The sequence below is a fragment of the Kribbella sp. NPDC055110 genome, from assembly GCF_053607525.1.
Window position 1 is genome coordinate 108,912 of sequence record NZ_JBSGTS010000012.1, and the last position, 25,965, is coordinate 134,876.

A 25,965-nucleotide genomic window follows, 5' to 3' on the forward strand; every position below is an offset into this window, starting at 1 on the left:
ATCAGTAGGGTGCTGCGCATTGCCGAGCAACGGATGTCCCAGCCCCGGACTGGGCTGAGTCTCAAGCGGTACGGCGTTTGAGCGTCGCCGCGCCCAGTCCTAACGCCGCGAGGATGAAGGCGAGGACGACCAGTGTGTCGGTGCCTGTGCCGGTGGTGAAGCCGTTGCCTTTGGCAACTCCTAGGACGGCGTCTACTGCGTAGGACAGTGGCAGTACGTCGCTCAGGGCGTGGAGGACTGTGGGTAGTTGATCGCGTGGGACCAGTAGGCCGCACAGCAGGATCTGCGGGATCATCACGGCCGGCATCATCTGCACGGCCTGGAACTCGGTCGCCGCGAAGGCGCTCGCGAACAAGCCCAGCGCCGTACCGAGCACCCCGTCCAGAACCGCGACCACGCCGAGCTGCCAGGCGGCGCCCTGGATGTTCAGATCCAAGAGATACAAGGCGATCGAGACCACGACGAGCGCCTGGACGACGGCGATTAGTGCGAACGCAAGCGCGTACCCGAGCAGGAAGTCCAGCTTCCCCATCGGCATCGTAAACAGCCGCGAGAGCGTCCCGCTCGACCGTTCGCGCAACGTCGCGACCGACGTGACGACGAACATGATGATCGACGGGAACACCGCGAGCAGCGGACCGCCGACGCGGTCGAAGACCATCGGGGAGTCGGTGAACATCCACCACATCAGGCTGACCAGCAACGCCGGCAGCACGATCAGCATCGCCACCGTCCGGTGGTCCCGCCGCAGCTGGGCAAGAACTCGGGCGGCTACGGCAAACGTCACACGCGGCGTCATCGCGCACCAGCCTTCCGGTCGATCAGGGTGAGGAACGCTTGCTCGATGTCGCTGGTCCCCGCCGACAGGAGCAGGTCCTGAGGGGTGTCGTCGGCGAGCAGTTCGCCGTCCCGCATCAGGAGGAGACGGTCGCACCGCGAGGCCTCGTCCATGACGTGGCTCGACACGAGCAGCGTCGCGCCGGCGTCGGCGAGTTGGTGGAAGAGGTTCCAGAGATCGCGGCGCAGCACGGGATCCAGGCCGACCGTTGGTTCGTCCAACACCAGAAGCTCCGGGCTGCCGAGCAGTGCGGCGGCCAGCGAGGCGCGCGATTTCTGACCGCCGGACAGCTGGTCGACCCGGGCGTCCGCGTGCGACGTGAGATCGACCGCCTCGACGACCCGCTCTACATCGGACGACGGGACTCCGAGGACCGCCGCGAAGAAGCGTAGGTTCTCGGTGACGGTCAGATCGCCGTACACACTGGGCTCCTGCGTCACGTACCCGATCCGGCCGCGCAGCTTCGGCGCACCGGCCGGCAGCCCGAGGACCGACACGTCGCCGGTCACCCGCGCCTGCAGGCCGACGATCGCGCGGATCAGCGTCGTCTTGCCACAGCCGGACGGCCCGAGCAGCCCGGTCACCGACCCGGCCCGGAGGTCGAACCCGACCCCGTGCAGCACCTCCCGGTCGCCGCGCACCACGACGACGTCACGGCAGCTCACCGCGGTTTTCATCATGTGATGAATTTAGCGCGCACGACGGACCTTGGCAACAGCCAACGACAGGAGGTAGTCCGCGATTTCGGCCCATTCACGACGACACCCCGCGGGCATGCTCCACCGTGGAGGCACTACCTCCTGTCGTTAGACGATGCAGTAGCCGGTGGTCTTGCTCAGCGCGGCCAGTGACGGGTCGCCGTAGCGGGACCGGAGGGCGGCGAACCGCGCCACCTTGTCTGTGCCGAAGCGCGCGACCTCCGCGGCGTACGTGTCGCCGGTCAGGAACACCGGTGGCCGTCGCTTGCTGTGGAACTTGTCGGCGTACAGGACCAGTTCCTCCTCCGGCGTCCGCGGGAGGTAGTCGTCGACTGGGATCGGCAGCGACTGGCGCACCACGTCGTCGCGCGTGATCCCGACACCGGTGTGACACGACGCGAACCGGCACAACTCGACCGGGAACCCGAGGGACGACAGCAACGAGTGCCCCAGTACGCCGTGCCGCACGTACGCCGTCGACTCCAGGCGGTACACGCCGATGTCGTGGAGCAGCGCGCCCGCACGTACCAGGTCGGTGTCGAGGTCCACGCCGGCGAAGAACTGTTCGGCGATCGAGCACACCAGACGGCAGTGCTCATGGACGAGCTCGAAAGCCTCTCGGCTCGGCGCGTACTCCCGGTGCAGCGCGAGGATCTCGCCGTCGGTCGGGATCTCCATCAACCGGTCAGGTGCAGCTGGAGAACCGGCGCCAATCGGTCGATCAGCGTCTCGATGTCCATGGACGCGACCGGTTCGAGCCCGACCAGGTACCGGACGATCGCGGCGCCGACCAGTTGCGTGGCGACCAGGCCGACCCGCAGTTGCGCATCGGGTACGTCGAGCACCTGGGAGATGGGCTGGATGATCATCTGGGTGATGCCTTCGCGCATCATCCGCGCCACCTCGTCGCTGGTGACGACGCTGCGGAACAGCGCCTTCATCCGCTGCTGCCCGTCCGGCGACTCCCAGACGCCGAGGAACACGGTGGCGATCCGGCGCCCGATCTCGTCCAAGGGCCCGTCGACGATCTGCGCGGCGATCCGGCGCGGGTCGACCGGGATCGCCATCGCCTCGATGAACAGCTCGTCCTTGCTGTCGAAGTAGTGGTGCACGAGCGCCGCGTCGACCCCGGCGTGCCGTGCGACGGCGCGGATCGAGGTGGCCGCGAATCCCTTGTCCGCAAAGGATTCCCGAGCCGACTTCACGATCTCGCCCCGGGTATCCGGTCCCCCTGGGCGGCGTCCCGGCGTACGGCCGGTAGCTGTCACTGGGTCAGCTCCGAGATCTCACCGTCCGGGGTGACCGCGAACGGCGTCCGTCGGGACCGGGAGGCTCCAGGTCGGACGAAGTGCTTGCGGGTGAACTCCAGCGACTCGACCAGGTCGACCTCACGCTCGGAGCGGCTGGTCGCGCGGCGGGTGTTGATCTCGATGATGATGTGCCCGCGGAAGTCCTGCTGCGCGAGGACGGTCAGCAGGTCCGCGGCGCGTTGCGTGCCGCGCCCCGGGACCAGGTGCTCGTCCTTCGCGGAGCCGGTGCCGTCGGTCAGGTGCACGTGGGTCAGGCTGTTGCCCATCGTCGCGGCCAGCTCGACACAGTCCTGCTCGGCGGTGGACGCGTGCGACAGGTCGAGGGTGGTGTGCGCGTACTCCTGCTCGGTCGGGTCCCAGCTCGGCGCGTACGCCTGCAGGTCGCGGCCGGGCGCGCGCCACGGGTACATGTTCTCCACCGCGAGCGTCACGCCCGTCTGGGCCTCTAGCTGGGCGATCCCCTCGACGAACCCGCGCGCGTAGTCCCGCTGCCAGCGGAACGGCGGGTGTACGACGACCACGTCGGCGCCGAGCTCTTTCGCGGCCTCGGCGCTGCGCTCGAGCTTGCTCCACGGGTCGGTCCCCCAGACGCGCTGCATGATCAGCAGGGTCGGGGCGTGGATCGCGAGCACCGGCAGCTGGTGGTAGTCGATCAGCCGCTTGATCGCGTCGATCTGGGTGCTCAGCGGATCGATGCCGATCATCACCTCGACGCCGTCGTACCCGAGCCGGGCGGCCAGCTCGAAGCCGCTCGCCGTGGACTCGGGATAGACGGAGGCGGTGGACAGGCCGATCTTCGCGGTCGTACGGGGGTTCATCGGGGCTGGAGCTGGTCGAGCCGGGACAGGATGACGCCTTCGCGCAGGGCCCACGGGCAGACCTCGAGCGCGGGCAGGTCGAAGAGGTCCATCACGGCGTCGGCGACCAGGGCGCCGGCAGTCAGCTGGGACGCGCGACCGGCCGAGACGCCGGGCAGCGCGGCCCGCTCGGCGGCCGTCATCTTGGTCAGCTTCGGGATCCACTCGTTCAGGTCGGCCCGGTTCAGCGTGCGCGGCACGTACGGTCCGTCGGCGGAGGGCGCGGCGCCGGCGATCCGGGCCAGTGAACGGAAGGTCTTGCTGGTGGCAACCGAACGCTGCGGCTTACCGGCCCGCAGGACCGGACCGGCGACCGCGGCCAGCTCCATCCGGATCCGGCGACGCAGCGCCCGGACCTCGTCCTTGTCCGGCGGGTCCGCGGTCAGTCCCTCGCGGGTCAGCCGGCCCGCGCCGAGCTGGACGGACTCCGCCACGGTCGGCTGCTCGTCCGACCCGGCCGCGATCTCCAGCGAGCCGCCGCCGATGTCGAACACCGCCAGGCGCCCGGAGGACCAGCCGAACCATCGCCGTACCGCGAGGAAGGTCAGCCGGGCCTCGTCCTCGCCGCTCAGCACCTCGAGGTCCACGCCGGTCTCGTTCCGGACCCGACTCAGCACCTTCTCGCCGTTCGGCGCCTCGCGGAGCGCCGAGGTGGCGAATGCGAGCACCGACTCACAGCCCTTGTCCTCGGCCAGCTCGACCGCCTGCTTGGTGAACGCGACCAGCCCGTCGGCACCGGACTGGTCGATCTTGCCGTCCTTGTCCAGGTGCTCGGCCAGTCGCAGCTCGATCTTGTGCGAGTACGCCGGAAGCGGCGCGGCACCGCGATGCGCGTCCACCACGAGCAGATGGACAGTGTTGGATCCCACGTCGAGTACGCCGAGCCGCATACCCTCACGCTACTGGACAACCGGAGTACGAGCGCGTTCCGGAGTCTTCGTTCACAGATCGACGGGTCCTGCGCGTACGCTTTCCAGGTGCCTGAGGTTTCTCTCGATTTCCCCCGTGCCTGGGTCGAGTTCACCGACCCCGCCGACCCCGACCAGGTCTTCCGCTGCGACCTGACCTGGCTGACGTCCAACTGGACCTGCATCTTCGGCGGTGGCTGCCAGGGGATCTACAAGGGCCGCCCGAACGACGGCTGCTGCACCCTCGGTGCGCACTTCTCCGACGCCGACGACGAGAAGCGGGTGAAGAAGTACGCCAAGGAGCTCGGCAAGGACGAGTGGCAGTTCCGCAAGGAAGGCCGCAGCAACGGCTGGGTCGAGACCGACGACGAGGGCGAGCGCAAGACCCGGGTCTGGGAGGGTGCGTGCATCTTCCTGAACCGGCCGGGGTTCGAGGGCGGCGCCGGGTGCGCGCTGCACGGGCTGGCGTTGAAGCGCGGCGTACATTTCGTCGAGACCAAGCCGGACGTCTGCTGGCAGTTGCCGATCCGGCGGACCTTCCGCGAGGTGGAGCGCCCGGACGGTACGTCGTACACCGAGGTCGGGATCGGGGAGTACGACCGGCGCGGCTGGGGACCGGGCGGGCACGACCTGGACTGGTACTGCACGGGTAACACCGAGGCGCATATCGCGGTCGAGCCGGTGTTCGAGTCGAGCAAGGTCGAACTGCAGACGCTGATGGGTCTCAAGGCGTACGACGTACTCGCCGATCTGTGCCGTCAGCGCCTGGAGGCAGCGCGGCCGTTGCTGCCGCATCCCGCGTCGAAGTGAGCTGACGACACCCCCTCCGCCGCATTTGTCGGTGCGGGGGGCAAGAATGACTGCCATGCGTCTGGATCATCTGTCGTACGCGGCCGGGCCCGATGGCTATGCGGCCACTGTCGAGCGGTTGTCCACGCTGCTCGGAGCTGAATTCGTGGACGGCGGGGTGCACCCGCGGTTCGGCACCGTGAACCACATCCTGCCGCTGGAGAACGACCGCTACATCGAGGTGGTCGACGTGCTCGACCACCCGGCGTCCGACAAGGCGCCGTTCGGTCAGGCGGTCCGGGCCCGCAAGGAGCTCGGCGGCGGCTGGCTGGGCTGGGTGGTGGCGGTCCGCGACATGGAGCGGATGGAGAAGCGCCTCGGCCGGCAGGCGGTCCCCGGCAACCGGCACCGCCCCGATGGGCTGAACCTCACCTGGCGGCAGATCGGTGTGAAGGGCCTGATCGCGGACCCGCAGCTACCGTTCTTCATCCACTGGGACGACCTCGCCGAGCACCCGTCGATCGGCGGCAAGGACATCAAGCTGTCCGGTCTGGAGATCGCCGGCGACCCGAGCCGGGTCACCGACTGGATCGGTCACCCCGCGGATCACCTTCTCGACGACCTCGACGTCGCCTGGGTCGGCCCGAACGGCCAGCCCGGCCTGGTCGCCGCCGTCTTCACCACGCCGAACGGGATCGTTCGCCTCTAGTAGATACTCTCGAGCTCCGTCAGGGACGTCTCGAGGTGGCCGAGCATGCGTTGCAGGTGCGGGACGGTGCGGCGGCAGCCGATCAGGCCGAAGTGGAGTTCGTGGGCGTAGCTGGTGACGCTGATGTTCAGAGCCTGGCCGTTGAGGACGATGCTCGCGGGGTAGAGACCGAGCAGGCGGGAGCGGTTCCAGTAGAGCGGGCTCTCGGCGGGGCCGGGCACGTTCGAGATGACCACGTTGTACGGCGGTGTCGTGTGAGCGGCGACGCCCGGAAGGACCGCGGCGGGGCCGGCGACGCCGAAGCCGAGGGCGCCGACGATCAGGTTCTGCAGCGGGCTGAGGTCGGACAGAACACGTTTTCCGTGGGCGGTCGACGCCATGATCCGGCGGATCCGGCGCTCGGGATCCGCCTGGTCGGTGGCCAGGTCGGCGATCAGCGTGGCGAGTGAGTTCCCGCCTCCGGGCGCGTCGCCCGACGTACGCAACGAGACCGGCACCATCGCGGTCAGCGCCTTGTCCGGCAACGCGTCCAGTTCGAGCAGATAGTTGCGCAGGGCCCCTGAACACATCGCCAGCAGTACGTCGTTGAGCGTCGCGCCGGTGATCGCCCGGACCTTCTCCAGCCGTTCGATCGGCCACGACTGCGCCGCGAACCGCCGTGCGCCGGTGACCGGCTGGTTGAAGATCGTCCGCGGCGCCTGGAACGGCATCGTCGAGTGCAGCAGGCTCTTCACGCCGGCCAGTGGGAGGCCCGCGAGGCCGGCCAGCGTCTTCAGCGCGTCGCCTGGCACCTTGGCCATGGCCGGCAGCCAACCGGTCTCCGGGCGCGGCGCGGCGGCCTTCGGCGGCAGCGCGTACGTGGCCGGCATACCGGTACGGGTCGGGTCGGTGGTGAGGGTGTCCTGCATCCAGCGCAGCGCGGTGACGCCGTCGATCATCGAGTGGTGGATCTTGCTGTAGATCGCGAACCGGCGGCCTTCGACGCCTTCGATCAGGTGCATCTCCCACAGCGGGCGGTGCCGGTCGAGGAGCGTCCCGTGCAGGCGGCTGGTGAGCTCGAACAACTCGCGGTACCGCCCGGGACGCGGCAGCGCGGACAGCCGGACGTGGTACTCCAGGTCGATCTCGTCGTCCTGTTCCCAGGACCAGTAGCCAAGGTCCACCGGCCGGTTCCGCACCCGGCGTGCGAACACCGGATTCACCTCGGCGGCTCCGACCATCTCGTGGTACAGCCGCGACACGAAGTCCCGCGAGGACTCCGGGAACACGTGGTCCCGCCCGGCCCCTTCCGGCAGCTCGAACAACATCAGCCCACCGACATGCATCGGCTGCTCCCGCGACTCCCCACCCAGGAACATCGCATCCAGCGGGCCGACAACGGTCACGGTCCTCACCTCCCGGCAAACCATCGTGGTCGTCGTTCGAGAGTGCGTCTACACCCCCACAACAGGCTTCACCGGGAATTGGTTACCCCAGCAGCAACTGAGGTATCAACTATCGGACGCGCTCACGCAGACCGATGGGGAGGACGATCTGCCGCGGCGGGGTGACCACCGACTGGGTGACGCGCTCGATGAGGAGTTCGGTCGCCTGCCGGCCGAGGTCCGCGGAGGGCAGCACCGCCTCGGCGGCCAGCGGAATGGTCTCGAACGGACCGGAGTCGTCCATGCACGCCAGCTGGATGTCGTCGGGGATCCGGAGTCCGAGCACGGACAGGTCGTGCGCGACCATCGCCAGCACATACCCGTTGGCGCAGAGCAGGACAGTCGGCGGCTCCGACGACCTCAACAGACCACTGAGCAACGCCAGCCGGTGCTTCTCGTCCAGAGGTTCGTACGGCCGAAGTACCGCAAGATCAGGACGGATCGGCAGGCCCGCCGCCCGGAGCGCCTGCCGGTGACCGGCCTGCCGGTCGGTGACGCTGGTGCATTCGGTCTCGCCCCAGAGCGCCGCGATGCGCTGATGCCCCATCGCGATCAGTTGCTCGGTCAGCCGCAGCCCGACGTCGGCGTTGTCAGCCACTACCGCATCACTCGGTACGTCGGGCCGGTAGCGGTCGATCATCACCAGCGGCACGCCCCGCCGGCTGACCTCCGCGAACGCCTCCGGGTGCGCGCGCCCCTGCACCGGATACAGCAGGATTCCGTCGACGCGGTTGTCGAGCGCACGGCGCAATGCACCTTCCTCGCGCTGGGTCGACTCGGCCGAGTTCTGCAGGACGAGTTGATACCCACGGTCCGCGCAGACCTCCTCGGCCGAGCCCAGGATGTTCCCTACGTGCGCGCCGCGCAGGCCGTGCAACCCGTTGACGATGCAGGCGATCACACCGGACCGGGACAGCCGTGCTCGCGACGGCGCAACGAACGTTCCGAGCCCACGACGCCGTACCAGAACGCCCTCGGCGACAAGGTCGTTCAGGGCACGTACGGCGGTGATCGAGCTGACCCCGAACCGCTCGCACACCTCGCGCTGGGTGACGAACGGCGCCGCCGGATCGAAGCGGCCGGCGTCGATCTCCGCGCGCAAGGCCTGCTTGATCTGCTGATACAGCGGCGACCTCTGGCTCACCGGTCAACCTCTCGTTAACATACGAAGCCCAATTAATATACTAAATCGGTAGGTGAGTCGATGCATCCGCCCCGCACCACGCCGTACCTGCTCTGCGCCGCCCTGCTCCTGACAGGCGTCGTCGGCAGCCAAACCTCCGCAACCGCCGCACCGAAGAAGATCCAGGCCGCCGGTGCCACCCTTCCGTTCACCACCCTCGAAGCCGAGAGCGGCACGCTCGCCGGCGGCGCGACGATCCGCAAGATCACGCCAGGTACGACGGTCCCCAGCACCGCGACCCTCGAACTCGAGGCCTCCGGCTACGCCCTGACCGAGCTCACGACCGCCGGCTCCTCCGTCACGTTGCGGAACACCACCGGCAAGCCCGCGAACACCCTCGTCGTCCGCTCCTCGCTTCCCGACACCGCGACCGGTGGCGGCATCACCGCACCGATCGCCCTGTACGTGAACGGCGTCTTCCGCCAGAACATCACGTTGAGCTCGACGCAGTCCTGGAACTACCAGAACTCGACCACCACCCCCGACGACCCGAACGGCGGCGGCCGGGCGTTCCACTTCTACAACGAGTTCCCGGTCTGGGTCAGCGGCGCCGCCATCGCACCGGGCAGCACGATCATGTTCCGCAAGGACAGTTCCAGTACGGCGCCGGCGTACGACCTGGACTCGGTCGACCTGGAGAACGCCCCGGGCGCGCTCGCCCAGCCGGCCAACTCGTTGTCGGTCGTCTCGTACGGCGCGGACCCGACGTTCGCCAAGGACTCGACGGTCGCGATCCAGAACGCGGTGAACGACGCGAAGGCGCAAGGCAAAACGGTCTGGATCCCAGCCGGCAAGTACCTGACCAACAGCGTCGCTCCGACGCCGCTGAACTTCACCGGCGTGAAGGTCCAGGGCGCCGGCATGTGGCACACGACGATCTATCGCCGCGTGCCGCTCTCGCCCCCGCCGAGCAGTTGGCGGTCGCAGATCCTGGTGGGCTCAGGCACCACGGTCTCCGATCTGCAGGTCGACTCCAACGCGACGTACCGCGGTATCGGCGGAGCGGGCGGTGATGACTACGGCTTCAACGCGAGCGGCGCCGGCGGCTGGCTGATCGACCACGTCTGGACCCGGCACACCGACGCCAACTGGCTGTCCGGCACCAACGGCGTCCTGCAGAACAGCCGTACGGCGGACAGCTACGGCGACGGGTTCAACGCGAACAACAGCAACACCCCGAACCCGGACAAGCTCGGGCACAACCTGACCATCAAGAACAGCTTCGCGCGCGGCACCGGCGACGACGCGTTCGCGACGTACTCCGATGCCGGTGCGACCGGGACCAACGGCCAGATGGTGGGGACGAAGATCCTGAACAACACCGCGGTCGCGCCGTACTGGGCCAACGGCATCCGGATCGCCGGCGGCAAGGACGTCGAGGTCCGGGACAACCTGGTCAACACCGTCTCGTCGAACAGCGCGCTGGAGGTCAGCATCTTCGGCGACACCGGTCAGCCGCTCGAGTCCGCGACCATCACCGGTAACACGCTGATCGGCGGCGGCGGGTGGAACGGCGTACGGCACGGTGTGCGGATCGGTTCACCGGCGCCGACCTCGCTGTTCCCGAATGCCTACACGAACGTCACGATGAGCGGGAACACGTTGCGTGGCTCGCTGCGCGCCGGCCTGTTCATCGACCGCACCTTCGTGAAGGCGTCGCTCACCGGCACCACGATCGACGGCCCCGCGAACCAGGGCATCCTCGTCAACAGCGGCGTCACCGGAACCGGCACCTTTACCGGCACCACCACGACGAACCTCCGCCCCGGCCAGATCGCCTTCCAGAACAACTCGCCCACGACCTTCACCACCAACTGACACCGTCTTTGGGCACCGGCCAACCATTTCCGGGCGGTCGGAATGGTTGGCCGGTGCTCAAGGTCAGTCGAGGGGGCGGTAGTTGACGCCGATCCGCTCGATGCGGGTGAGGTGGGGGCGGAGGCGGGTGAGGAATTCTTCGTACGACGTTTTCGGGGAGCCCCAGGCGCGTTCGGCGAAGGCGGACAGGCGCGGAAGGAGCATGTAGCCGACCTGCTCCGGGCCTTCCATGTACTCGGTCCAGATCTGGCACTGGGTCCCGACGATCAGCGCCTTCTCCTCGTCGGACAGCCCGGCCGGGATCACCTCGAAGTCGTACACCTTCTCCAGCGGGATGTTCCCGCCGATGGCGAGCGGCTCGGTCTTGGGGTCGCCCTGGTAGTAGTCGAAGTACACCGACTCGCACGGCGCCATCACGGTCGCGTGGCCGGCCTTCACGGCGACCTCACCGCGCTGCGCGCTCCGCCACGCCATGATCACCGCGTCGCGAGGGCAGTCGGTGTCGACCATCTCGTCCCAGCCGACCAGTCGACGCCCTTCCTCGGCCAGGACCTCCGCGACCTGCGCGGTGAACCAGCCCTGCAGCTGCCCCGGCTCGTCCAGCCCGAGCTCGGCCTGCCGCTTCTGCGCCGCCTCCGACTCGGCCCACTGCACCGACGGGCATTCGTCGCCGCCGAGGTGGATGTACGGCGACGGGAAGATCTCCAGCACCTCACGCAGCACGGTCTTCACGAACTCGACGGTCGCGTCGTTCACGTTCAGCACGTCGTCGCTGATGCCCCAGTACTGCCGGACCGTCAACTGCTCGTCCGGGTGGTTCCCGAGCTCCGGGTACGCCGTGATCGCGGCCTGCATGTGACCGGGCAGGTCGATCTCGGGTACGACGGTGATCCCGCGCTCCGCGGCGTACGCGACGATCTCGCGCAGGTCGTCCTTGGTGTAGAACCCGCCGTGCGGCGTGCCGTCGTACTCGAACTCCGTCTGGCCGTGCGACATCTTGCCGACCATGGTCTCGGCCCGCCACGCGCCGACCTCGGTCAGCTTCGGGTACGCCTCGATCTCGACCCGCCAGCCCTGGTCGTCGGTGAGGTGGAAGTGCAGCACGTTCAGCCGGTGCAGCGCGAGCACGTCGATGATCTTGAGGACGAACTCCTTCGGCAGGAAGTGCCGTGCGACGTCGAGCATCATCCCGCGCCAGCCGAACCGCGGCGCGTCCTCGACATGGGCGAGCGGTACGGCGACCTTCCCGTTCCCGGCCGGCTCGGCGGCCTCGACCAGCTGCGCGTACGTCGTCTCGGCGTGCCGGAGCGCGTCCTCGGTGCCGGCCGTGAGCCGGGCGCCGTCCGCGCTGATGTCGATGCGGTACTCGTTCGGGTCGAGGTTCTCGACGACGTCCCGGACGGCCTCACCGACCGGGTCGGCGGTGATCCACCGGCCCTCGTCGACGGTGAGTTCTCGCGGGGCAGGGACGATCGCGATGTCGGGCATCGGGACTCCAGTGAGCGCGGGTCGATTATGTCAGGACGAATTCTATTGTCTGTTCGGAACTGCGCAGAAGCAATGAAGGCAAGCACTAACAATCGACCTACGTTCGATGTCAGGTTCATGAGAGGGTTTGCCCGTGACAAGAGAGCGGCAGCGGACGACACTGCGGGTTCTGGTGGCGAGCAACGCGCTCGGAGGGGTCGCAACCGCGAGCGGATTCGCCGTCGCCGCGCTGCTCGCGGAGAACGTGTCCGGCTCCACGTCCATGGCCGGTCTGGTCGCCACGTCGACCACACTGGGCGCCGCCGTCCTCGCCGTACCGCTGGCCGGTCTGGCTCGCTCGCACGGTCGCAGGGTGTCGTTGAGCCTCGGTTACCTGATCGCCTTCGTCGGCGCTGCACTGACGATCGTCGCCGCGCAGATCGGCTCGCTGGCCTTGCTGCTGGCCGCAGGCTGCTTGTTCGGCAGCGGCTCGGCCTCCAACCTGCAGTCGCGGTACGCCGCCACGGACGCCGCCGAGCCCAGCCGAATCGCCCGTTCGCTCGGGCTGGTCGTCTGGGCTACCACGATCGGCGTGATCATCGGTCCGAACCTGACCGGTGTAGGCGGCTCGGTCGGCGCGTCACTCGGCATCCTGGCGCTGGCAGGTCCGTACGTGTTCTCGGTCGTCGCCTTCGGCCTCAGTGCGGCCACGGTGTGGGTAGGTATGCGCAGTCAGGTGCGGCCGGGCAAGGTGGAGCGCCAGCCGCTGGCCGAGACGTTCCGGCAGGTCATCCGCATCCCGCACGCGCGTCTCGGTCTGCTGGCGATCGCGACGGCTCACGCAGTGATGGTTGGCGTGATGTCGATGACCTCGGTCCACCTGCGCCACCACGGTGCCTCGCTGACCATCGTCGGCTTCGTCATCAGCGGACATGTGGCCGGCATGTACGCCCTGTCCCCGCTGACCGGTTGGCTGGCCGATCGGCTCGGCCGGATCCCCACGATCGGCATCGGCCTCGGCATCCTCGCCATCGCGATGACACTGGCCGCGGTGGCGCCGGACGACGCGCATGCGCTGACCGGACTCGCCCTGTTCACCCTGGGCCTCGGCTGGTCCGCCTGTCTGGTCGCCGGCTCCACGCTGCTGTCGCGGTCCGTCCCGGACGACATCCGTACGTCGGCGCAGGGCCTGTCGGATCTGACGATGGGCGTCCTGGCTTCCCTTTCGGGCACAGCTGCCGGCCCCGTCCTCGCGTACCTCGGTTTCCACTGGCTGGCCGTCTTCTGCGGCATCCTCCTCATTCCGGCAGCCCTACTCGCCGCTACCACCAAGCAGGCTGTAGCTAGGGTTTAGCGGTGTGAGCATCGCGGAGGGCGGGATCCCGAGTCCTAACATCTGGCACCACCCGAAGGTGTACGAGGTCGAGAACCGGGCGGTCGACCCGAACGGTGTGATCGAGCCGGCGATGCGGGCGATCCGCGACTGGGCCGGCGCGACGGTGCTCGACATCGGCTGCGGCACCGGCTTCCACCTGCCGACGTTCGCCGCGACGGCCGCACAGGTGATCGGCATCGAGCCACACGGAGCACTGGCGGAGGCAGCACGTCGACGTACCCGGGCGTTGCCGAACATCGACGTACGGCAGGGTACGGCGCAACATCTGCCGGTACCGGATGCGTCGATCGACGTGATGCACGCGCGCTGGGCGTACTTCTTCGGGCCGGGGTGCGAGCCCGGGCTGGCCGAGCTGGACCGGGTGATGCGCCGCGGCGGGACCGCGTTCGTGATCGACAACGACGGGAGCCGCTCGACGTTCGGTGAGTGGTTCAGTACGTCGTACCCGATGATCAAGGCGCCTGTGGTGGAGCGGTTCTGGACCGACCGCGGCTGGCACCGGACGCCGCTGGACATGGGCTGGCGGTTCGAGACCCGCGCCGATCTGGAGGCGGTGGTGAAGATCGAGTTCACCCCGAAGGACGCACGCCGGATCCTCGCCTCGCACACCGGCGTCGAGGTGGACTACGCGATCAACCTGTGGAGCCGGACCTTCTAGACGACACTCTGTGGTCTGCAGACCGACCTTCGGTCCTCATAGGGTTGACGAACCATTCGACGGGGCATTTCTGGGAGGCACCAGCCACGGATGGACGGACTGCTGCTCGATCACGTACCGGGGTTGCCGGGGCGGCTCCGGATCGACGTAGGTGAGCAGCGTGCGGTGGTGGTGCCTCAGGCAGCCGACCGCCGCAGGCTGGCCGACATCGTGACCGGACTGGACGAGCCACCGCCCGGTGCGTTGGTGCTGACCGGCGGACGGGTCCGGCTGGTACCTGCCGAAGGCGGCCTGCTCCCCCACCTCACTGTGCTCGGCAACGTGATGCACGGGCACCGCACGTCGCAGTCGATCACCAAACAGGCAGCGCGGGAGGCCAGTGTGGTCAAGGCGATCGGCTGTGGGCTGGAGGACGTGCTGGACCGCTACCCGTACGAGATCACGGCAGGCCGTCGCCGCCTCGCCGGAGTGGCCCGGGCACTCGGCGCCCACCCGCGAGCGATCGTGCTGGAGGACGCGAACGGCCTGCCTACGTGGGGATCGCTCCTGTCGCTCCGACCCAATCCTGACCTCGCCTCAGCCGCTCTGCTGCTCATCACGACCAGTGCGACACGCACTATGGGGTTTGCCGATGCTGAGTAGCCGCAGAGCGTTCCTGGGGACCGCTGCAACGCTTCTGCTCGCCGGCTGTTCGAGCGACGTGCTGGGACTGCGGCGTGCGGTGCGGGTGGCTGTCAGCTGGAGTGGGGTGGAGCTGCGCGCGTTCCACAAGGTCCTAGCCGGCTTGGGTGCGTTGGACTACCCGGTCGAGGTCGTACCGCTCGGCGACGACATCTCTACCGCTTTCGGTGCCCGCTCCACTCGCCGACCGGACGTCGTCATGCTGCCGCAGCCAGGTCTGGTGCCGCGCCACCTGGCTGACCTGGAGCCGATGCCCGACGACATCGCACCACTCGGGCAGGCCCGCCTGTGGAAAGAGCTCCTGGTCCACGAAGGAACGACGTACGGCGTGCCGTTCAAGACAGCGCACAAGTCCGCGGTCTGGTACCGCCCCTCGGTGTTCCGGCAGGTCGGCGTACAACCGCCGCGGCTGTGGAGCGAGTGGCTGACGCTGAACCGGACGCTGACCCAGGCGGGCGTCACACCGTTGGCGCTGGCCGCTGGTGACGGCTGGGTGCTCACCGACTTCCTGGAGAACGTCCTGCTGGGAATCGCGCCGTCCGTGTACTTAGGTCTTGCCACGGCGACAGATCCGCGGCCGTCGCAGCAGCCACAGTTCGGGGCCGCGCTGCGGTTACTGGGCACCATGTGGTCGGCGCCCAACCTGCTGGCGGGCGGAGTGAAGGAGTCACTCGTCCAGCAGTTCCCGGACGCGCTGGTGGAGGTGTTCGGGCACCGCAAGGCGGCCATGGTGCTCGCGTCCGACTTCGCCGAACCGGTGGTGCGCTCGTTTGCCGCAGACCCCAACGACATAGGGCTTTTCACATTCCCTCCCATGACTGCGGGCGCGGCCGCACCCGTTGTCGTCGGAGGTGACGTGATGGTGCTGCCGGAGCCGACCACGGAAGCCGCACGCGATCTGGTACGTCGCTTGTCCGCACCGACCGCAGCGGACCCGTGGATCACCGAAGGCGGGTTCCTGGTCGACGGACGGACCAGTGGGTACTCCCCCGAGCTCACCCGGCTCGCAGAGCAGCTGACCAGGCCTGGGGAGCAACTGCAGTTCGACCTGTCCGACCGGCTCGGTCGCATCGGGGACATCAACGGGCTGTGGCGCGTGCTGACCGACTTCCTGATCGCGGTCGGCCGCCGCGACGCCGCCGTACCGGATGCGGTGGACGACGCGATGACCGAGCTGCGGAAGGTGGAGGAGGGCTGATGGGCCTGCAGACCAACGGCCTGTCACTCGAGGTTGTCGGCCGGGAGATCACCGGCCGACCCGTGCAGGGCAAACCGCGCCGACCGGCCGGACCGTACTTGCTGGGGCTGCCGGCGTTGCTGTTGAGCTGTCTGCTGCTGGTACCGATCGGCGTGACCGTGGTGGCGGCGTTCCGGACAGGTGGCGGGTTCGGGCTCGGCAACTTCGCGGTGATGGGCGACCCGTCCGCGCTACATGCCGTGGGCAACAGTCTGCTGTGGGTGCTGGTCGCGTTCGGAACCGTTGTGGTCGGATTTTTCCTTGCCCTGTTGAGTTATCGGCTCCCGGCGGTCACGACGTTCCTGCAGCCCGCACTGGTCATTCCGTTCGCTGTATCGGTGCTGGTGTCCGGTGCGACGTTCCGGCTGATCTTCGACCCCACACCGGAACGCGGGACGATCACTGCCGTCTGGACGCGGCTGTTCGGCACCAGTCCCGTGTGGCTGGGTCCTGGTCTGTTCTGGCTGGTGCTGGTGTCCGCGTTCGGCTGGACCTGGCTCGGGTACGTCGTGTCGCTCTTCCGCGCCGGTCTGGACGCGATACCGGACGACGTGTCGCGGGCGATCACAGCTGAGGGCGTGAAGGGCTGGAGACGGCTGCGGGCGCTGGAGATTCCACTGCTGCGTCCGGTCACCGGTGTGGTCACGCTGACACTGGTCATTGCGGCAGTGCGGGTGTTCGACCTGGTGCTGATCGTCGTACCGGGGTCGATGCAGCGGTCCGCCGACGTACTGGGGCTGAACTGGTGGCGGGCTACCACGACAGGAGGCGACTCAGGACGTACGGCGGCGCTCGGTGTCGTGCTGTTCGCGATCGTCGCGGCGGTCGGGCTGATCGGGGTACGCGGGCTGCGCCGGCGGCGGTGGGCGATGCCGGTGACCGTCGTACGGCCGGATCCGTCACCAGGGCGACCGAAACCGAGCCGGAGGGTACGGCGGTTCGGCTGGCTCATCGGGTTCGCTGTCGCACTGGTGTGGATCTTCCCGGGTGTCGTACTCGTCGCTACGGCGTTGCACTCGCCACGGGAGGCCGGTCTCCGCGGGTGGTGGTCGCTGTCGGGTCTCGGGTTCTCGTCGTTCGCTGCTGCGGCTAACGTCGGGTTGTTCCGGGCTCTCCTGTCCACGCTGGTGATCGCGGCAGCGGCAACAGCTGTCCTGCTCGTCATCGCCGTACCGACGGCCTACCTGGTCGCCTGGGGAGGTCTGCCGACGCGGCTCGGGCGGATCGCGATGGGTGTCTTCGTAGTACTGGCCGTGACGCCAGTGCAGATGTACGCCGCTCCGCTGCGGGACGCGATCGACACAGCCGGCTTGGCCGGGTCCCGGGTCGCACTGGCTCTGGTACATGCGGCTGCGGGTCTGCCGTTCGCCGTACTGCTCCTGCGATCAGCCTTCGCGTCTGCACCGCCAGCACTCGTGTCCGAGGCGCTACAGGGTCCAGCGCGACAGAGCGCCGTACTGGCGACTGTGCAGCGGACCTACCGTCCTGCACTGGTTGCTGTTGCGGTGCTGGAGTTCGCACTGGTGTGGAACGACTTCATCGTCGGGTTCCTGATCAGTGGACCGGGTACGACGCCGTTGTCGCTGGTGCTGTGGGGTGAGGCGCGGCAGTTCTCCACGTCGAGCGGACCGGTCGCCGCTGCGGCTGTGATCGCGTCGGTAGTACCTGCGGTTCTCATGCTGTCGTTCTGGCGGACCCTCGTACGTGGACTGACGACAGGGAGCAGGCCATGAGTGAGGAGCGACCGAAGCCGCCGCAGGAGCCAGAGGAGCAGTCGCGGATCCAGGAGTTCTCCCTGGTCGTCGGCGGTGTCGCGTCCGCGTTGCTCACCGACCTCACGTCACAACTGCTGAACCAGAGCCTCGGCCAACGCGGCATCGTGCAATGGGTCGGGTACTCCGTGGCCGCCTTGCTCGTGGTCATCTCGTACCTCCGGCTGCGCGCGCGGCGCCGGCGTGCGCGCGACCGCCGTCTCCAGGGTGCGAGCGAACTCCACGCGGCGGCCGAGGAAGCCGAGCAGTGGATGATCGCGCTCGGATCGGACGCCGGCGGGATGGCCGCGGCCGAGTGGTTCACGGTGAACGAGGACTGGCTTCGCGACCTGGTCGCGACCGAGAACCCGCAGAACGCGGCAGTCGACGACTTCGCCCGCATCTGCGACGCACTCGAGGCCTGGTACGTACGCCGTCCCGATCCCGACGCTCTCCTCCAACTCAGCGAGCTCCTGAGCGCTACAGCCGAGGCCAGCGGGCGCCGTGGTCTTGCAGAGCTTGCAGCTGCCCGCGCGGCAACGGCGTACCGGATGCTGGGTGACCTCGACACCGCCAGCACCCGTCTGGGCGTTTCGGACAACATCGCGACCCACGGCCGTACGGCGGCTGCGCTGAAGATGAGGCGCCAGGTCGAACGCGCCCTGCTGCACCTCGCCCGCGCCGAACGCGCACCCGCCGGCAACGACCGCGACGAGGCCGTACTGAACGCACGCGACCGGCTGGACGACGCCCGACTCGCCCGCCCCGGTCCGGACCTCGCAGCCGACGTGGCGATCTCCATCAACCTCGCAGTCGTGCACCTGTACCAGGGCGACGGCGAAGGCGCCCTGGACCAACTGCGACCCGCACTCGCCCGTGCGACCGCAGCCGGCGACCTGAGCGGACAGGCTCACGCGCTGGAGCTCATGGGCGTGGCCGCGTGGATGCGACGCAACCCGCACGAGGCCGGCAGCCGGTGGGAGCACGCGGCCCACCTGTACGCCGAGATCGACGAACGCGAAGGCCATGCCCGCTGCCTGCAGCACCTCGGCTCCGCGGCCGTCGTCGACGGCGAACTCGACACCGCACTCGGACTGCTCGAACGGAGCGCAACCCTGCGTACGTCGGAGAGCGAGATCCTCACGAAATACCTCGACGCGGCCCGCCGTATCTCGGAACTCCCCGTCGTCCCCGACGACCCGCCACGCCGTACGGCGGGCACCCGGCTGAAACGTGCCTTGAGACGTTTTGTCGGCGGCCTGAAATAGGTTGATCTCATGGCGAAGGCGGGGACTCAGGCGAAGGGCAAGGCGGCGTACGCGTGCTCGGAGTGCGGATGGACCGCGGCGCGGTGGATCGGGCGGTGCGGCGAGTGCCAGTCCTGGGGCACCGTCGCCGAGGTCGGTGCGCCGAAGGCCGCGCGGATCACCGCCGGCCCGGTGACGTCGCCGGCGATGCCGATCGCCAAGGTGTCCGCGATCGAGGCCGAGTCCCGCCCGACCGGCATCGGCGAGCTCGACCGCGTGCTCGGCGGCGGTGTCGTGCCGGGCGCGGTGATCCTGCTCGCGGGTGAACCGGGCGTCGGCAAGTCCACGCTGCTGCTGGAGGTCGCGGCGCAGTCGGCCCGCGGCGGCCAGCGGACGCTCTACGTTTCCGGTGAGGAGTCGGCCGCACAGGTGCGGCTCCGGGCCGGGCGGACCGACGCGCTCGTCGACGGACTCTTCCTGGCGGCCGAGACCGATCTCGGCGCGGTGGTCGGTCAGGTCGACGCGGTCGAGCCGACGTTCCTGGTGATCGACTCGGTGCAGACGATGGCGCACCCGGAGGTCGACGGAGCGCCGGGCGGCGTGACGCAGGTCCGCGAGGTGACCGGCGCGCTGGTCCGGCTCGCGAAGGAGCGGCACATCGCGGTCGTGCTGGTCGGTCACGTCACCAAGGACGGCGCGATCGCCGGCCCGCGGATGCTCGAGCACCTGGTCGACGTCGTCCTCGCGTTCGACGGCGACCGGCACTCCGGCTTCCGGATGGTGCGCGCGACCAAGAACCGGTTCGGCCCGTCCGACGAGGTCGGCTGTTTCGACATGGTCGACACCGGGATCGTCGAGGTCACCGACCCGACCGGACTGTTCGTCTCCGAGCACGCCGAGCCGGTGGCCGGCACCTGCGTGACCGTGATGATGGAGGGCCGCCGGCCGCTGCTGGCCGAGGTACAGGCACTGGTCGGCCCGTCCGCCGCACCACAACCGCGCCGCACAACGTCCGGGCTGGAGTCGTCCCGGGTCGCGATGGTCCTCGCCGTACTGGGCAACCGGGCCGGCCTGAAGCTGGCCGACCAGGAGGTGTACGTCGCCACCGTCGGCGGCGTGAAGATCACCGAGCCGGTCGCGGACCTCGCGGTCGCGATCGCGGTCGCGTCCTCGGTGATGGACAAGCCGATCCACCCCGGGCTGGTCGCGATCGGCGAGGTCGGCCTGGCCGGTGAGGTACGGCGGGTCGGCGGTCTGGAGAAACGTCTCGCGGAAGCCGCCCGGCTCGGGTTCACCAAGGCGATCGTCCCCGCCGACATCCCGAACCGGAGCAAGGACGTGAAGCCGATGGACATCCAGAAGAAGTACGGCCTCCGCACCTTCGCCGCCCCCGACCTCCGCTCCGCCCTGATGGCCGCCGGCCTCGCTTGACCCCGTGTGGCCAACGCCACAGGTGAGACGGAGCATCCACAGCGGGCGGTTCGGGAACGTACTCTAGTGGGCCAACGGGCCGATGATGGGCCCGGTTCCCCGCCGGATGACTGCAGGAGCACTTGATGAGCGGATCCAGAGTTGTCGCGCTCGGCCACTACCAGCCGGAACGGGTGCTCACGAACGACGAGCTCGCCACCATGGTCGAGACCAACGACGAGTGGATCCAGAGCCGGGTCGGCATCCGCGAGCGCCGGATCGCGGCGCCCGACGAGCAGGTCGACGAGATGGCCTGGCGGGCCGCCGACAAGGCACTGGCGAACGCCGGGATCGACACCTCGGAGATCGACTACGTCGTGGTTGCCACCTGCACCGCGATCGACCGGTCGCCGAACATGGCCGCCCGGGTCGCCGCACGCCTCGGCCTCGGCAACCCGGCCGCGATCGATCTGAACACCGCGTGCTCCGGCTTCGCCTACGCACTCGCGACCGCAGATCAGGCCATCCGGGCCGGCGCCGCGACGAAGGCCCTGGTCATCGGCGTGGAGAAGCTCAGCGACTGGACGGACTGGACCGACCGCACGACCTGCGTGCTGATCGGTGACGGCGCCGGCGCGGCCGTGCTGGTCGCGAGTGACGAGCCCGAGGTCGGCCCGGTGGTGTGGGGTTCGGTGCCGGAGATGTCGGACGCGGTCCGGATCGAGGGCCGCGAGGGCCCGTTCGCCCAGGAGGGCCTGAGCGTCTTCCGCTGGGCCACCACGCAACTCCCGGAGATCGCCAAGCAGGTATGCGAGAAGGCCGGCCTGAAGCCCGAGGATCTCGGCGGCGTCGTCCTGCACCAGGCCAACCTGCGGATCATCGAGCCGCTCGCGAAGCGGCTCGGCGCGGTCAACGCGGTCGTCGCCAAGGACGTCGTGGAGTCCGGCAACACGTCGGCCGCGAGCATCCCGATCGCGTTGTCGAAACTTGTCGAGAAGCGCGAGATCCCGTCCGGCGCGCCGGTGCTGCTGTTCGGATTCGGCGGCGGTCTGTCGTACGCCGGTCAGGTCATCCGCTGCCCCTGACGCAGCAGGCGTCGTACCTCCACGAACCTCGTTCACGCGGGAAATCGGAATTGCACAGTCCGATGCACGGGCGGGTGCACGCGCATACGCCGCTGCAGGCCGATCCGCGGGCGCCGTACCGGACGCTGCGGCGGTAATCGGCACAACTGCAGGCGGCTGACCGCATAGACTCAGGTTCCGTGGCGGCGAACACGGACAAGAACAGCACCGGCGCCCGGCTCCGCGCGACGCTCGCGGCGGTGGCGCCCGGTACCGAACTACGCGAAGGACTCGAACGGATCCTGCGCGGGCGGACCGGCGCACTGCTCGTGCTCGGTCACGACAAGGCCATCGACGCGATCTCCACCGGCGGCTTCGAGATCGACGTCGACTTCACCGCGACCGGGTTGCGGGAGCTGAGCAAGATGGACGGCGCGATCGTCCTCGACCGCGACGCCACCCGGCTGATTCGCGCGGCCGTGCACCTGATGCCGGACCCGTCGATCGCGACCCAGGAGACCGGCACGCGGCACCGGACCGCGGACCGCGTCGCGCGGCAGACCGGGTTCCCGGTGATCTCGGTGTCGCAGTCGATGCACATCATCGCGCTGTACGTCGACGACCAGCGCTACGTGCTCGAGGACTCGGGCGCGATCCTGTCCCGCGCCAACCAGGCCCTCGCCACCCTCGAGCGCTACAAGCTGCGCCTGGACGAAGTGTCCGGCACGCTGTCCGCCCTCGAGATCGAGGACCTGGTCACCGTCCGGGACGTGGCCGCGGTCGCGCAGCGGCTGGAGATGGTCCGCCGGATCGCCACCGAGATCGACGGGTACGTCGTCGAGCTCGGCACCGACGGCCGGCTGCTCACGCTGCAGCTCAACGAGCTCGTCGCGGGCGTGGCCGGCGAACGTGAACTGGTCGTCCGCGACTACCTCCCGCCGTCCACGGGTCGCCGGCCCAAGACCGCGGACGACGTACTGGTCGAGCTGGACGCGGTCAGCCCGACGGACCTGCTCGACATCGGCCAGGTCGCCCGTGCCCTGCAGCTCGGCGGCGCCGAGCAGCTGGACGCGGCGGTCACCCCGCGCGGCTACCGGCTGCTGGCCAAGGTGCCGCGGCTTCCGGGTGCTGTGATCGACCGGCTGATCGACCACTTCGGTCACCTGCAGAAGTTGCTCGCGGCAAGCATCGACGACCTGCAGACGGTCGAGGGCGTCGGCGAGAACCGGGCCCGCACGGTCCGCGAAGGCCTCTCCCGGCTGGCCGAGTCCAGCATCCTCGAACGCTACGTCTAGAACGTCGCGACATCTGCCGGAGGTGCCCGCCCCAGCAGTGTGCAACCTGGTGGGTCACTGTGGGGAGCTTCACCCTCCCAAAACAGGCAATAGCCCTCCCCAGTCCCGATGAAAAGTCTCCCCAAACCGGTTTGGGGACCCATGCCCTCCCCGTTCCGGCGCACGGCCTCCCCAAACCGGTTTGGGGAGGTGTGGGGCATGGACTGGGGAGCCGGACTGCCCGTTTCGGGAGTGCAGGACTCCCCAAACTGGTTTGGGGAGGACCGGGCGCGTCGAGGAGGGCTCGTTCGGGCAGGTGATTCCAGCGGTTGTCAGCGTGCGCCCGGGCTTAGGCCGTGAACTTCAGGCGCGGGCTCTCGTCGCTAGCAGTCAGCAGACGCCTCCGGTTCGTGACGGAACCGGAGGCGTCTTGCCTTTCCGCACGCGTCGGCTAATACTCCATGTGGAACATTTCGTGCGGAGCAATCCAGGTGGAGGATCATGGCGGCCGAACTCACCCCGTTGGCGATCTCGGTCCTGGCGTTGCTCAAAGAGGAACCGATGCACGCCTACGAGATGTACCAACTGCTGGTCAAACGACATACGCACTGGCTTGTCAAGGTGCGGCCCGGCTCGCTCTACCACACGGTCGAGCGGCTGGCGCGGCAGAACTACGTCCGTGCCACCGGCACCGAACGGGAGGGGAACCGCCCGGAGCGCACGACGTACGAGCTCACCCCGGAAGGCGACGAGGCCCTGACCCGGCGGGTCGAGACGGGCATCGAGGAATACGTCCACGAATACCCGCTCTTCCCGGTCGTGCTGAGCGAGGCGCACAACCTCGAGGCCGACGACGCAGTACTCCGCTTTCGCAGCCGGATCGTGGACCTGGAGCGCTGGGTCACCGAGATCGACGAGGCACTCGCCGGCGCCCGGGCGCGACAGGTGCCGGAGGTGTACTGGATGGGCGGCGACTATCTCCGGACCCAACTGACCGCCGAGCGCGACTGGCTGGCCACCACCATCGAACGTATCGAGAGCAAGGACTTGGAATGGCAACCTCGCAAGACGCAGTGAGGCCCGAGGTTCGGCCGTGGCCCGCGCTGTGGGCTCTGGTACTCGGCTTCTTCATGATCCTGGTCGACTCGACCATCGTCTCGGTTGCCACCCCGGCGATCCTCGAGGACCTCGGCGCCGACGTCGGCACGGTCGTCTGGGTGACCAGCGCGTACCTGCTCGCGTACGCCGTACCGCTGCTGATCACCGGCCGCCTCGGCGACCGGATCGGGCCGAAGAAGCTGTACCTGACCGGGCTGGCGCTGTTCACGCTGGCGTCGGTGTGGTGCGGCCTCACCAACTCGATCGAGATGCTGATCGTGGCCCGGGTGTTCCAGGGGCTCGGCGCGTCGATGATGACGCCGCAGACGATGGCGGTCATCACCCGGATCTTTCCGCCGAACCAGCGCGGCCGGGCGATGAGCCTGTGGGGTGCGACCGCCGGCGTGGCAACGCTGGTCGGCCCGATCCTCGGCGGTGTGCTGGTCGACGGGCTCGGCTGGCAGTGGATCTTCTTCATCAACGCACCGGTCGGCGTGGTCGGATTCGTCCTGGCGATGCGACTGGTGCCGGACCTGCCGACACACGAGCACAAGTTCGACCTGATCGGTGTCGTGCTGAGCGCGGTCGGGTTGTTCCTGCTGGTGTTCGGGATCCAGGAGGGGCAGAAGTACGACTGGGGTCAGATCACGGGCCCGATCTCGGTCTGGTCGCTGATCATCACCGGCATCGTCGTACTCGCGATCTTCGTCGTCTGGCAGTCCCGGAACCGGGGCGAGCCGCTGCTGCCGCTGGGCCTCTTCAAGGACCGCAACTTCTCCCTGGCGAACGTCGCGATCACCACGGTCGGGTTCGCCATCACCGCGATGGCGTTCCCGCTGATGCTGTGGGCGCAGGCGGTCCGTGGGCTGACGCCGACGCGGTCGGCCCTGCTGCTGGTGCCGATGGCGGTCATCGCGGGTGCGCTGTCGCCGTTCGTCGGGCGACTGGTCGACCGGACGCCGCCGCGGTTCATCGCCGGGTTCGGGCTGCTGTGCTGCGCGGTCTCGATGTTCTGGATGAGTCAGGTGATCGAGCCCGACGTAGCGATCTGGCAACTGCTGCTGCCGATCGCCTTGCTGGGTGTCGCGAACGGGTTCATGTGGGCACCGATCGGTACGACGGCCACACGGAACCTCCCGATGCACCAGGCCGGCGCCGGGGCCGGTGTCTACAACACGACGCGCCAGGTCGGCGCAGTGCTCGGCAGTGCGAGCATCGCCGTACTGATGGAATCGCGGCTGGCGCACAACCTGCCGGCGATGCCTGGTGGCGCGGCTGCGGGCGAGGGGTTCTCCGGCGGCCGGCTGCCCGAGGTGGTCCGGCAGGGGTTCAGCGACGCGATGGCGCAGTCGCTGGTACTGCCCGCTTTGGTGCTGTTGGTCGGGCTGGCCGCCGCGCTGCTGTTCACCGCGCCCAGCCACTTGCAGAAGCAGCCGGACAATGCGGCGCAGCCGGTCGAAGCCGGCTGATGCTTGGTGATCAGACCACCTGGAAGGCCTGAGCGCCGGACAGACGGCCGTCGTACTCGGCCTTGACGACATAGGTTCCAGGCTTGGCGATCGGTTGACCCGGAAGGCAGCCAGGCCTGGACCGATGTCCGTTCCAGGGCACCGTGACCGCCGCTTGCTTGCCCTTGGCAACGACGACGGTGGCGGTCTGGATCGCCTTGTCGCACTGGGCGGTGCTCCAGATCTGATCCGTCCCGGACGTCACGGTGACGGTCAGTTTCTCGGCGTCGACGCTCGCCTTGCACCCGTCGCCGAGCGGGACGAACTGGACGACGAAGTTCAGCATCGAGCCGGAGACGATCTTCCGGTTCGCGGGCAGCGCGTCGAGGCTGAGGTCCGAGCCTCTGCAGGGGAGGTCCGTCGGCGGCGTGGTCTTCGTCGGCTTCGGGGTCGGCGTCGTACTCGCCTTGGTGCTCGACGTCCCGGATGGTGTGGTGGTCGGCGCGGAGGCCGGTGGGGCGCTGGTCGGGTTCGGCTGCGGGTCCGACGCGGCGGTGTTCTTCGTGTCGTCGCCACCGCCAGCGAACAGCCGGGCGATCAGGATGACCAGCACCACAACGACCGCGAGCACCAGTCCACGCCGGAACCAGTACACGCTGGCGGGCAGGTGCCCGACCGGACGGAGCAGACTGCTCATGAA

At 68.7% G+C, this 25,965-nt stretch carries 24 protein-coding genes; 14 read left to right on the forward strand and 10 right to left on the reverse strand.

What is annotated here, in order from left to right; translation table 11 throughout:
- Positions 1 to 61: 61 nt before the first annotated feature.
- From ACWF0M_RS20550 to ACWF0M_RS20575, 6 genes are all read right to left on the reverse strand, one after another.
- Entirely contained in the window at positions 62 to 799 is a 738-nt protein-coding gene (locus ACWF0M_RS20550) for an ABC transporter permease (protein WP_452237282.1), read from the reverse strand.
- On the reverse strand, positions 796 to 1,518 hold the full coding sequence (locus tag ACWF0M_RS20555) for an ABC transporter ATP-binding protein (protein WP_452237283.1): 723 nt from the start codon (positions 1,516 to 1,518) through the stop codon (positions 796 to 798). Before ACWF0M_RS20555 ends, ACWF0M_RS20550 begins: the two co-directional genes overlap by 4 nt.
- A 126-nt stretch (positions 1,519 to 1,644) precedes the next feature.
- Positions 1,645 to 2,214, reverse strand: a complete 570-nt coding sequence (locus ACWF0M_RS20560; protein ID WP_452237284.1) for an HDIG domain-containing metalloprotein — start codon at positions 2,212 to 2,214, stop codon at positions 1,645 to 1,647.
- Positions 2,214 to 2,804: a TetR/AcrR family transcriptional regulator gene (locus ACWF0M_RS20565; RefSeq protein ID WP_452237285.1), complete on the reverse strand. Its 591-nt coding sequence runs from the start codon at positions 2,802 to 2,804 to the stop codon at positions 2,214 to 2,216. Before ACWF0M_RS20565 ends, ACWF0M_RS20560 begins: the two co-directional genes overlap by 1 nt.
- On the reverse strand, positions 2,801 to 3,664 hold the full coding sequence (locus tag ACWF0M_RS20570) for a sugar phosphate isomerase/epimerase family protein (RefSeq protein WP_452237286.1): 864 nt from the start codon (positions 3,662 to 3,664) through the stop codon (positions 2,801 to 2,803). Before ACWF0M_RS20570 ends, ACWF0M_RS20565 begins: the two co-directional genes overlap by 4 nt.
- Positions 3,661 to 4,593 (reverse strand): Ppx/GppA phosphatase family protein, encoded by a 933-nt coding sequence (locus ACWF0M_RS20575; protein WP_452237287.1) that lies wholly within the window; start codon positions 4,591 to 4,593, stop codon positions 3,661 to 3,663. Before ACWF0M_RS20575 ends, ACWF0M_RS20570 begins: the two co-directional genes overlap by 4 nt.
- A gap of 87 nt (positions 4,594 to 4,680) precedes the next feature.
- On the opposite strand from ACWF0M_RS20575, the gene ACWF0M_RS20580 reads away from it, so the two are divergent.
- The gene (locus ACWF0M_RS20580; protein ID WP_452237288.1) at positions 4,681 to 5,421 is read left to right on the forward strand and encodes a hypothetical protein; all 741 of its coding nucleotides are present in this window, start codon (positions 4,681 to 4,683) and stop codon (positions 5,419 to 5,421) included.
- Positions 5,422 to 5,476: 55 nt separating this feature from the next.
- Complete coding sequence (locus tag ACWF0M_RS20585) at positions 5,477 to 6,109, forward strand: VOC family protein (RefSeq protein WP_452237289.1); 633 nt, start codon at positions 5,477 to 5,479, stop codon at positions 6,107 to 6,109.
- Here the strand turns inward: ACWF0M_RS20585 and ACWF0M_RS20590 are convergent.
- Together ACWF0M_RS20590 and ACWF0M_RS20595 are read right to left on the reverse strand one after the other, a co-directional pair.
- On the reverse strand, positions 6,106 to 7,494 hold the full coding sequence (locus ACWF0M_RS20590) for a WS/DGAT/MGAT family O-acyltransferase (protein WP_452237290.1): 1,389 nt from the start codon (positions 7,492 to 7,494) through the stop codon (positions 6,106 to 6,108). The genes ACWF0M_RS20585 and ACWF0M_RS20590 overlap by 4 nt on opposite strands.
- 109 nt (positions 7,495 to 7,603) lie before the next feature.
- Positions 7,604 to 8,677 carry a LacI family DNA-binding transcriptional regulator gene (locus tag ACWF0M_RS20595; RefSeq protein ID WP_452237291.1) on the reverse strand — a complete coding sequence of 358 codons (1,074 nt, stop codon included), beginning with the start codon at positions 8,675 to 8,677 and terminating at the stop codon, positions 7,604 to 7,606.
- Positions 8,678 to 8,737: 60 nt separating this feature from the next.
- Between ACWF0M_RS20595 and ACWF0M_RS20600 the strand changes: the two genes are divergently transcribed.
- Entirely contained in the window at positions 8,738 to 10,534 is a 1,797-nt protein-coding gene (locus ACWF0M_RS20600; RefSeq protein WP_452237292.1) for a glycosyl hydrolase family 28-related protein, read from the forward strand.
- 63 nt (positions 10,535 to 10,597) lie between these two features.
- Here ACWF0M_RS20600 and ACWF0M_RS20605 read toward each other — a convergent pair whose 3' ends face one another.
- Positions 10,598 to 12,022: a beta-N-acetylhexosaminidase gene (locus ACWF0M_RS20605; protein ID WP_452237293.1), complete on the reverse strand. Its 1,425-nt coding sequence runs from the start codon at positions 12,020 to 12,022 to the stop codon at positions 10,598 to 10,600.
- A 133-nt stretch (positions 12,023 to 12,155) separates the two neighbouring features.
- Between ACWF0M_RS20605 and ACWF0M_RS20610 the strand changes: the two genes are divergently transcribed.
- The 11 genes from ACWF0M_RS20610 (at position 12,156) to ACWF0M_RS20660 (ending at position 25,286) form a co-directional block, all read left to right on the forward strand.
- Positions 12,156 to 13,355 carry an MFS transporter gene (locus ACWF0M_RS20610; protein ID WP_452237294.1) on the forward strand — a complete coding sequence of 400 codons (1,200 nt, stop codon included), beginning with the start codon at positions 12,156 to 12,158 and terminating at the stop codon, positions 13,353 to 13,355.
- A gap of 4 nt (positions 13,356 to 13,359) precedes the next feature.
- Positions 13,360 to 14,055, forward strand: coding sequence for a class I SAM-dependent methyltransferase (locus tag ACWF0M_RS20615; RefSeq protein ID WP_452237295.1), 696 nt, complete (start codon positions 13,360 to 13,362; stop codon positions 14,053 to 14,055).
- Positions 14,056 to 14,145: 90 nt separating this feature from the next.
- The gene (locus ACWF0M_RS20620) at positions 14,146 to 14,697 is read left to right on the forward strand and encodes a hypothetical protein (protein ID WP_452237296.1); all 552 of its coding nucleotides are present in this window, start codon (positions 14,146 to 14,148) and stop codon (positions 14,695 to 14,697) included.
- Entirely contained in the window at positions 14,687 to 15,934 is a 1,248-nt protein-coding gene (locus ACWF0M_RS20625) for an ABC transporter substrate-binding protein (protein ID WP_452237297.1), read from the forward strand. The genes ACWF0M_RS20620 and ACWF0M_RS20625 overlap by 11 nt, the downstream gene beginning before the upstream one ends.
- Positions 15,934 to 17,706 (forward strand): ABC transporter permease subunit, encoded by a 1,773-nt coding sequence (locus tag ACWF0M_RS20630; RefSeq protein WP_452237298.1) that lies wholly within the window; start codon positions 15,934 to 15,936, stop codon positions 17,704 to 17,706. Before ACWF0M_RS20625 ends, ACWF0M_RS20630 begins: the two co-directional genes overlap by 1 nt.
- Positions 17,703 to 18,992: a hypothetical protein gene (locus ACWF0M_RS20635; RefSeq protein ID WP_452237299.1), complete on the forward strand. Its 1,290-nt coding sequence runs from the start codon at positions 17,703 to 17,705 to the stop codon at positions 18,990 to 18,992. The genes ACWF0M_RS20630 and ACWF0M_RS20635 overlap by 4 nt, the downstream gene beginning before the upstream one ends.
- A gap of 9 nt (positions 18,993 to 19,001) precedes the next feature.
- Positions 19,002 to 20,402 carry a DNA repair protein RadA gene (radA, locus tag ACWF0M_RS20640; RefSeq protein ID WP_452237300.1) on the forward strand — a complete coding sequence of 467 codons (1,401 nt, stop codon included), beginning with the start codon at positions 19,002 to 19,004 and terminating at the stop codon, positions 20,400 to 20,402.
- Between the two features lie 125 nt (positions 20,403 to 20,527).
- A complete protein-coding gene (locus tag ACWF0M_RS20645) occupies positions 20,528 to 21,466 on the forward strand; it encodes a beta-ketoacyl-ACP synthase III (RefSeq protein WP_452237301.1) in 939 nt (312 codons plus the stop codon).
- A 179-nt stretch (positions 21,467 to 21,645) separates the two neighbouring features.
- Complete coding sequence (disA, locus tag ACWF0M_RS20650) at positions 21,646 to 22,740, forward strand: DNA integrity scanning diadenylate cyclase DisA (RefSeq protein WP_452237302.1); 1,095 nt, start codon at positions 21,646 to 21,648, stop codon at positions 22,738 to 22,740.
- A 480-nt stretch (positions 22,741 to 23,220) separates the two neighbouring features.
- Complete coding sequence (locus ACWF0M_RS20655) at positions 23,221 to 23,796, forward strand: PadR family transcriptional regulator (protein ID WP_452237303.1); 576 nt, start codon at positions 23,221 to 23,223, stop codon at positions 23,794 to 23,796.
- A complete protein-coding gene (locus ACWF0M_RS20660; RefSeq protein WP_452237304.1) occupies positions 23,772 to 25,286 on the forward strand; it encodes a DHA2 family efflux MFS transporter permease subunit in 1,515 nt (504 codons plus the stop codon). The genes ACWF0M_RS20655 and ACWF0M_RS20660 overlap by 25 nt, the downstream gene beginning before the upstream one ends.
- 10 nt (positions 25,287 to 25,296) lie before the next feature.
- Here the strand turns inward: ACWF0M_RS20660 and ACWF0M_RS20665 are convergent, their stop codons facing one another.
- Positions 25,297 to 25,962, reverse strand: a complete 666-nt coding sequence (locus ACWF0M_RS20665) for a hypothetical protein (protein ID WP_452237305.1) — start codon at positions 25,960 to 25,962, stop codon at positions 25,297 to 25,299.
- Positions 25,963 to 25,965: the final 3 nt, after the last annotated feature.

What these genes read in the sequence shown, in the direction of transcription:
- ACWF0M_RS20550 (WP_452237282.1), bottom strand. Translation starts at nt 799, where the DNA reads ATGACGCCGCGTGTGACGTTTGCCGTAGCCGCCCGAGTTCTTGCCCAG.
- ACWF0M_RS20555 (WP_452237283.1), bottom strand. Translation starts at nt 1,518, where the DNA reads ATGATGAAAACCGCGGTGAGCTGCCGTGACGTCGTCGTGGTGCGCGGC.
- ACWF0M_RS20560 (WP_452237284.1), bottom strand. Translation starts at nt 2,214, where the DNA reads ATGGAGATCCCGACCGACGGCGAGATCCTCGCGCTGCACCGGGAGTAC.
- ACWF0M_RS20570 (WP_452237286.1), bottom strand. Translation starts at nt 3,664, where the DNA reads ATGAACCCCCGTACGACCGCGAAGATCGGCCTGTCCACCGCCTCCGTC.
- ACWF0M_RS20575 (WP_452237287.1), bottom strand. Translation starts at nt 4,593, where the DNA reads ATGCGGCTCGGCGTACTCGACGTGGGATCCAACACTGTCCATCTGCTC.
- ACWF0M_RS20585 (WP_452237289.1), top strand. Translation starts at nt 5,477, where the DNA reads ATGCGTCTGGATCATCTGTCGTACGCGGCCGGGCCCGATGGCTATGCG.
- ACWF0M_RS20600 (WP_452237292.1), top strand. Translation starts at nt 8,738, where the DNA reads ATGCATCCGCCCCGCACCACGCCGTACCTGCTCTGCGCCGCCCTGCTC.
- ACWF0M_RS20605 (WP_452237293.1), bottom strand. Translation starts at nt 12,022, where the DNA reads ATGCCCGACATCGCGATCGTCCCTGCCCCGCGAGAACTCACCGTCGAC.
- ACWF0M_RS20620 (WP_452237296.1), top strand. Translation starts at nt 14,146, where the DNA reads ATGGACGGACTGCTGCTCGATCACGTACCGGGGTTGCCGGGGCGGCTC.
- ACWF0M_RS20625 (WP_452237297.1), top strand. Translation starts at nt 14,687, where the DNA reads ATGCTGAGTAGCCGCAGAGCGTTCCTGGGGACCGCTGCAACGCTTCTG.
- ACWF0M_RS20630 (WP_452237298.1), top strand. Translation starts at nt 15,934, where the DNA reads ATGGGCCTGCAGACCAACGGCCTGTCACTCGAGGTTGTCGGCCGGGAG.
- ACWF0M_RS20635 (WP_452237299.1), top strand. Translation starts at nt 17,703, where the DNA reads ATGAGTGAGGAGCGACCGAAGCCGCCGCAGGAGCCAGAGGAGCAGTCG.
- radA (WP_452237300.1), top strand. Translation starts at nt 19,002, where the DNA reads ATGGCGAAGGCGGGGACTCAGGCGAAGGGCAAGGCGGCGTACGCGTGC.
- ACWF0M_RS20645 (WP_452237301.1), top strand. Translation starts at nt 20,528, where the DNA reads ATGAGCGGATCCAGAGTTGTCGCGCTCGGCCACTACCAGCCGGAACGG.
- ACWF0M_RS20655 (WP_452237303.1), top strand. Translation starts at nt 23,221, where the DNA reads ATGGCGGCCGAACTCACCCCGTTGGCGATCTCGGTCCTGGCGTTGCTC.
- ACWF0M_RS20660 (WP_452237304.1), top strand. Translation starts at nt 23,772, where the DNA reads ATGGCAACCTCGCAAGACGCAGTGAGGCCCGAGGTTCGGCCGTGGCCC.
- ACWF0M_RS20665 (WP_452237305.1), bottom strand. Translation starts at nt 25,962, where the DNA reads ATGAGCAGTCTGCTCCGTCCGGTCGGGCACCTGCCCGCCAGCGTGTAC.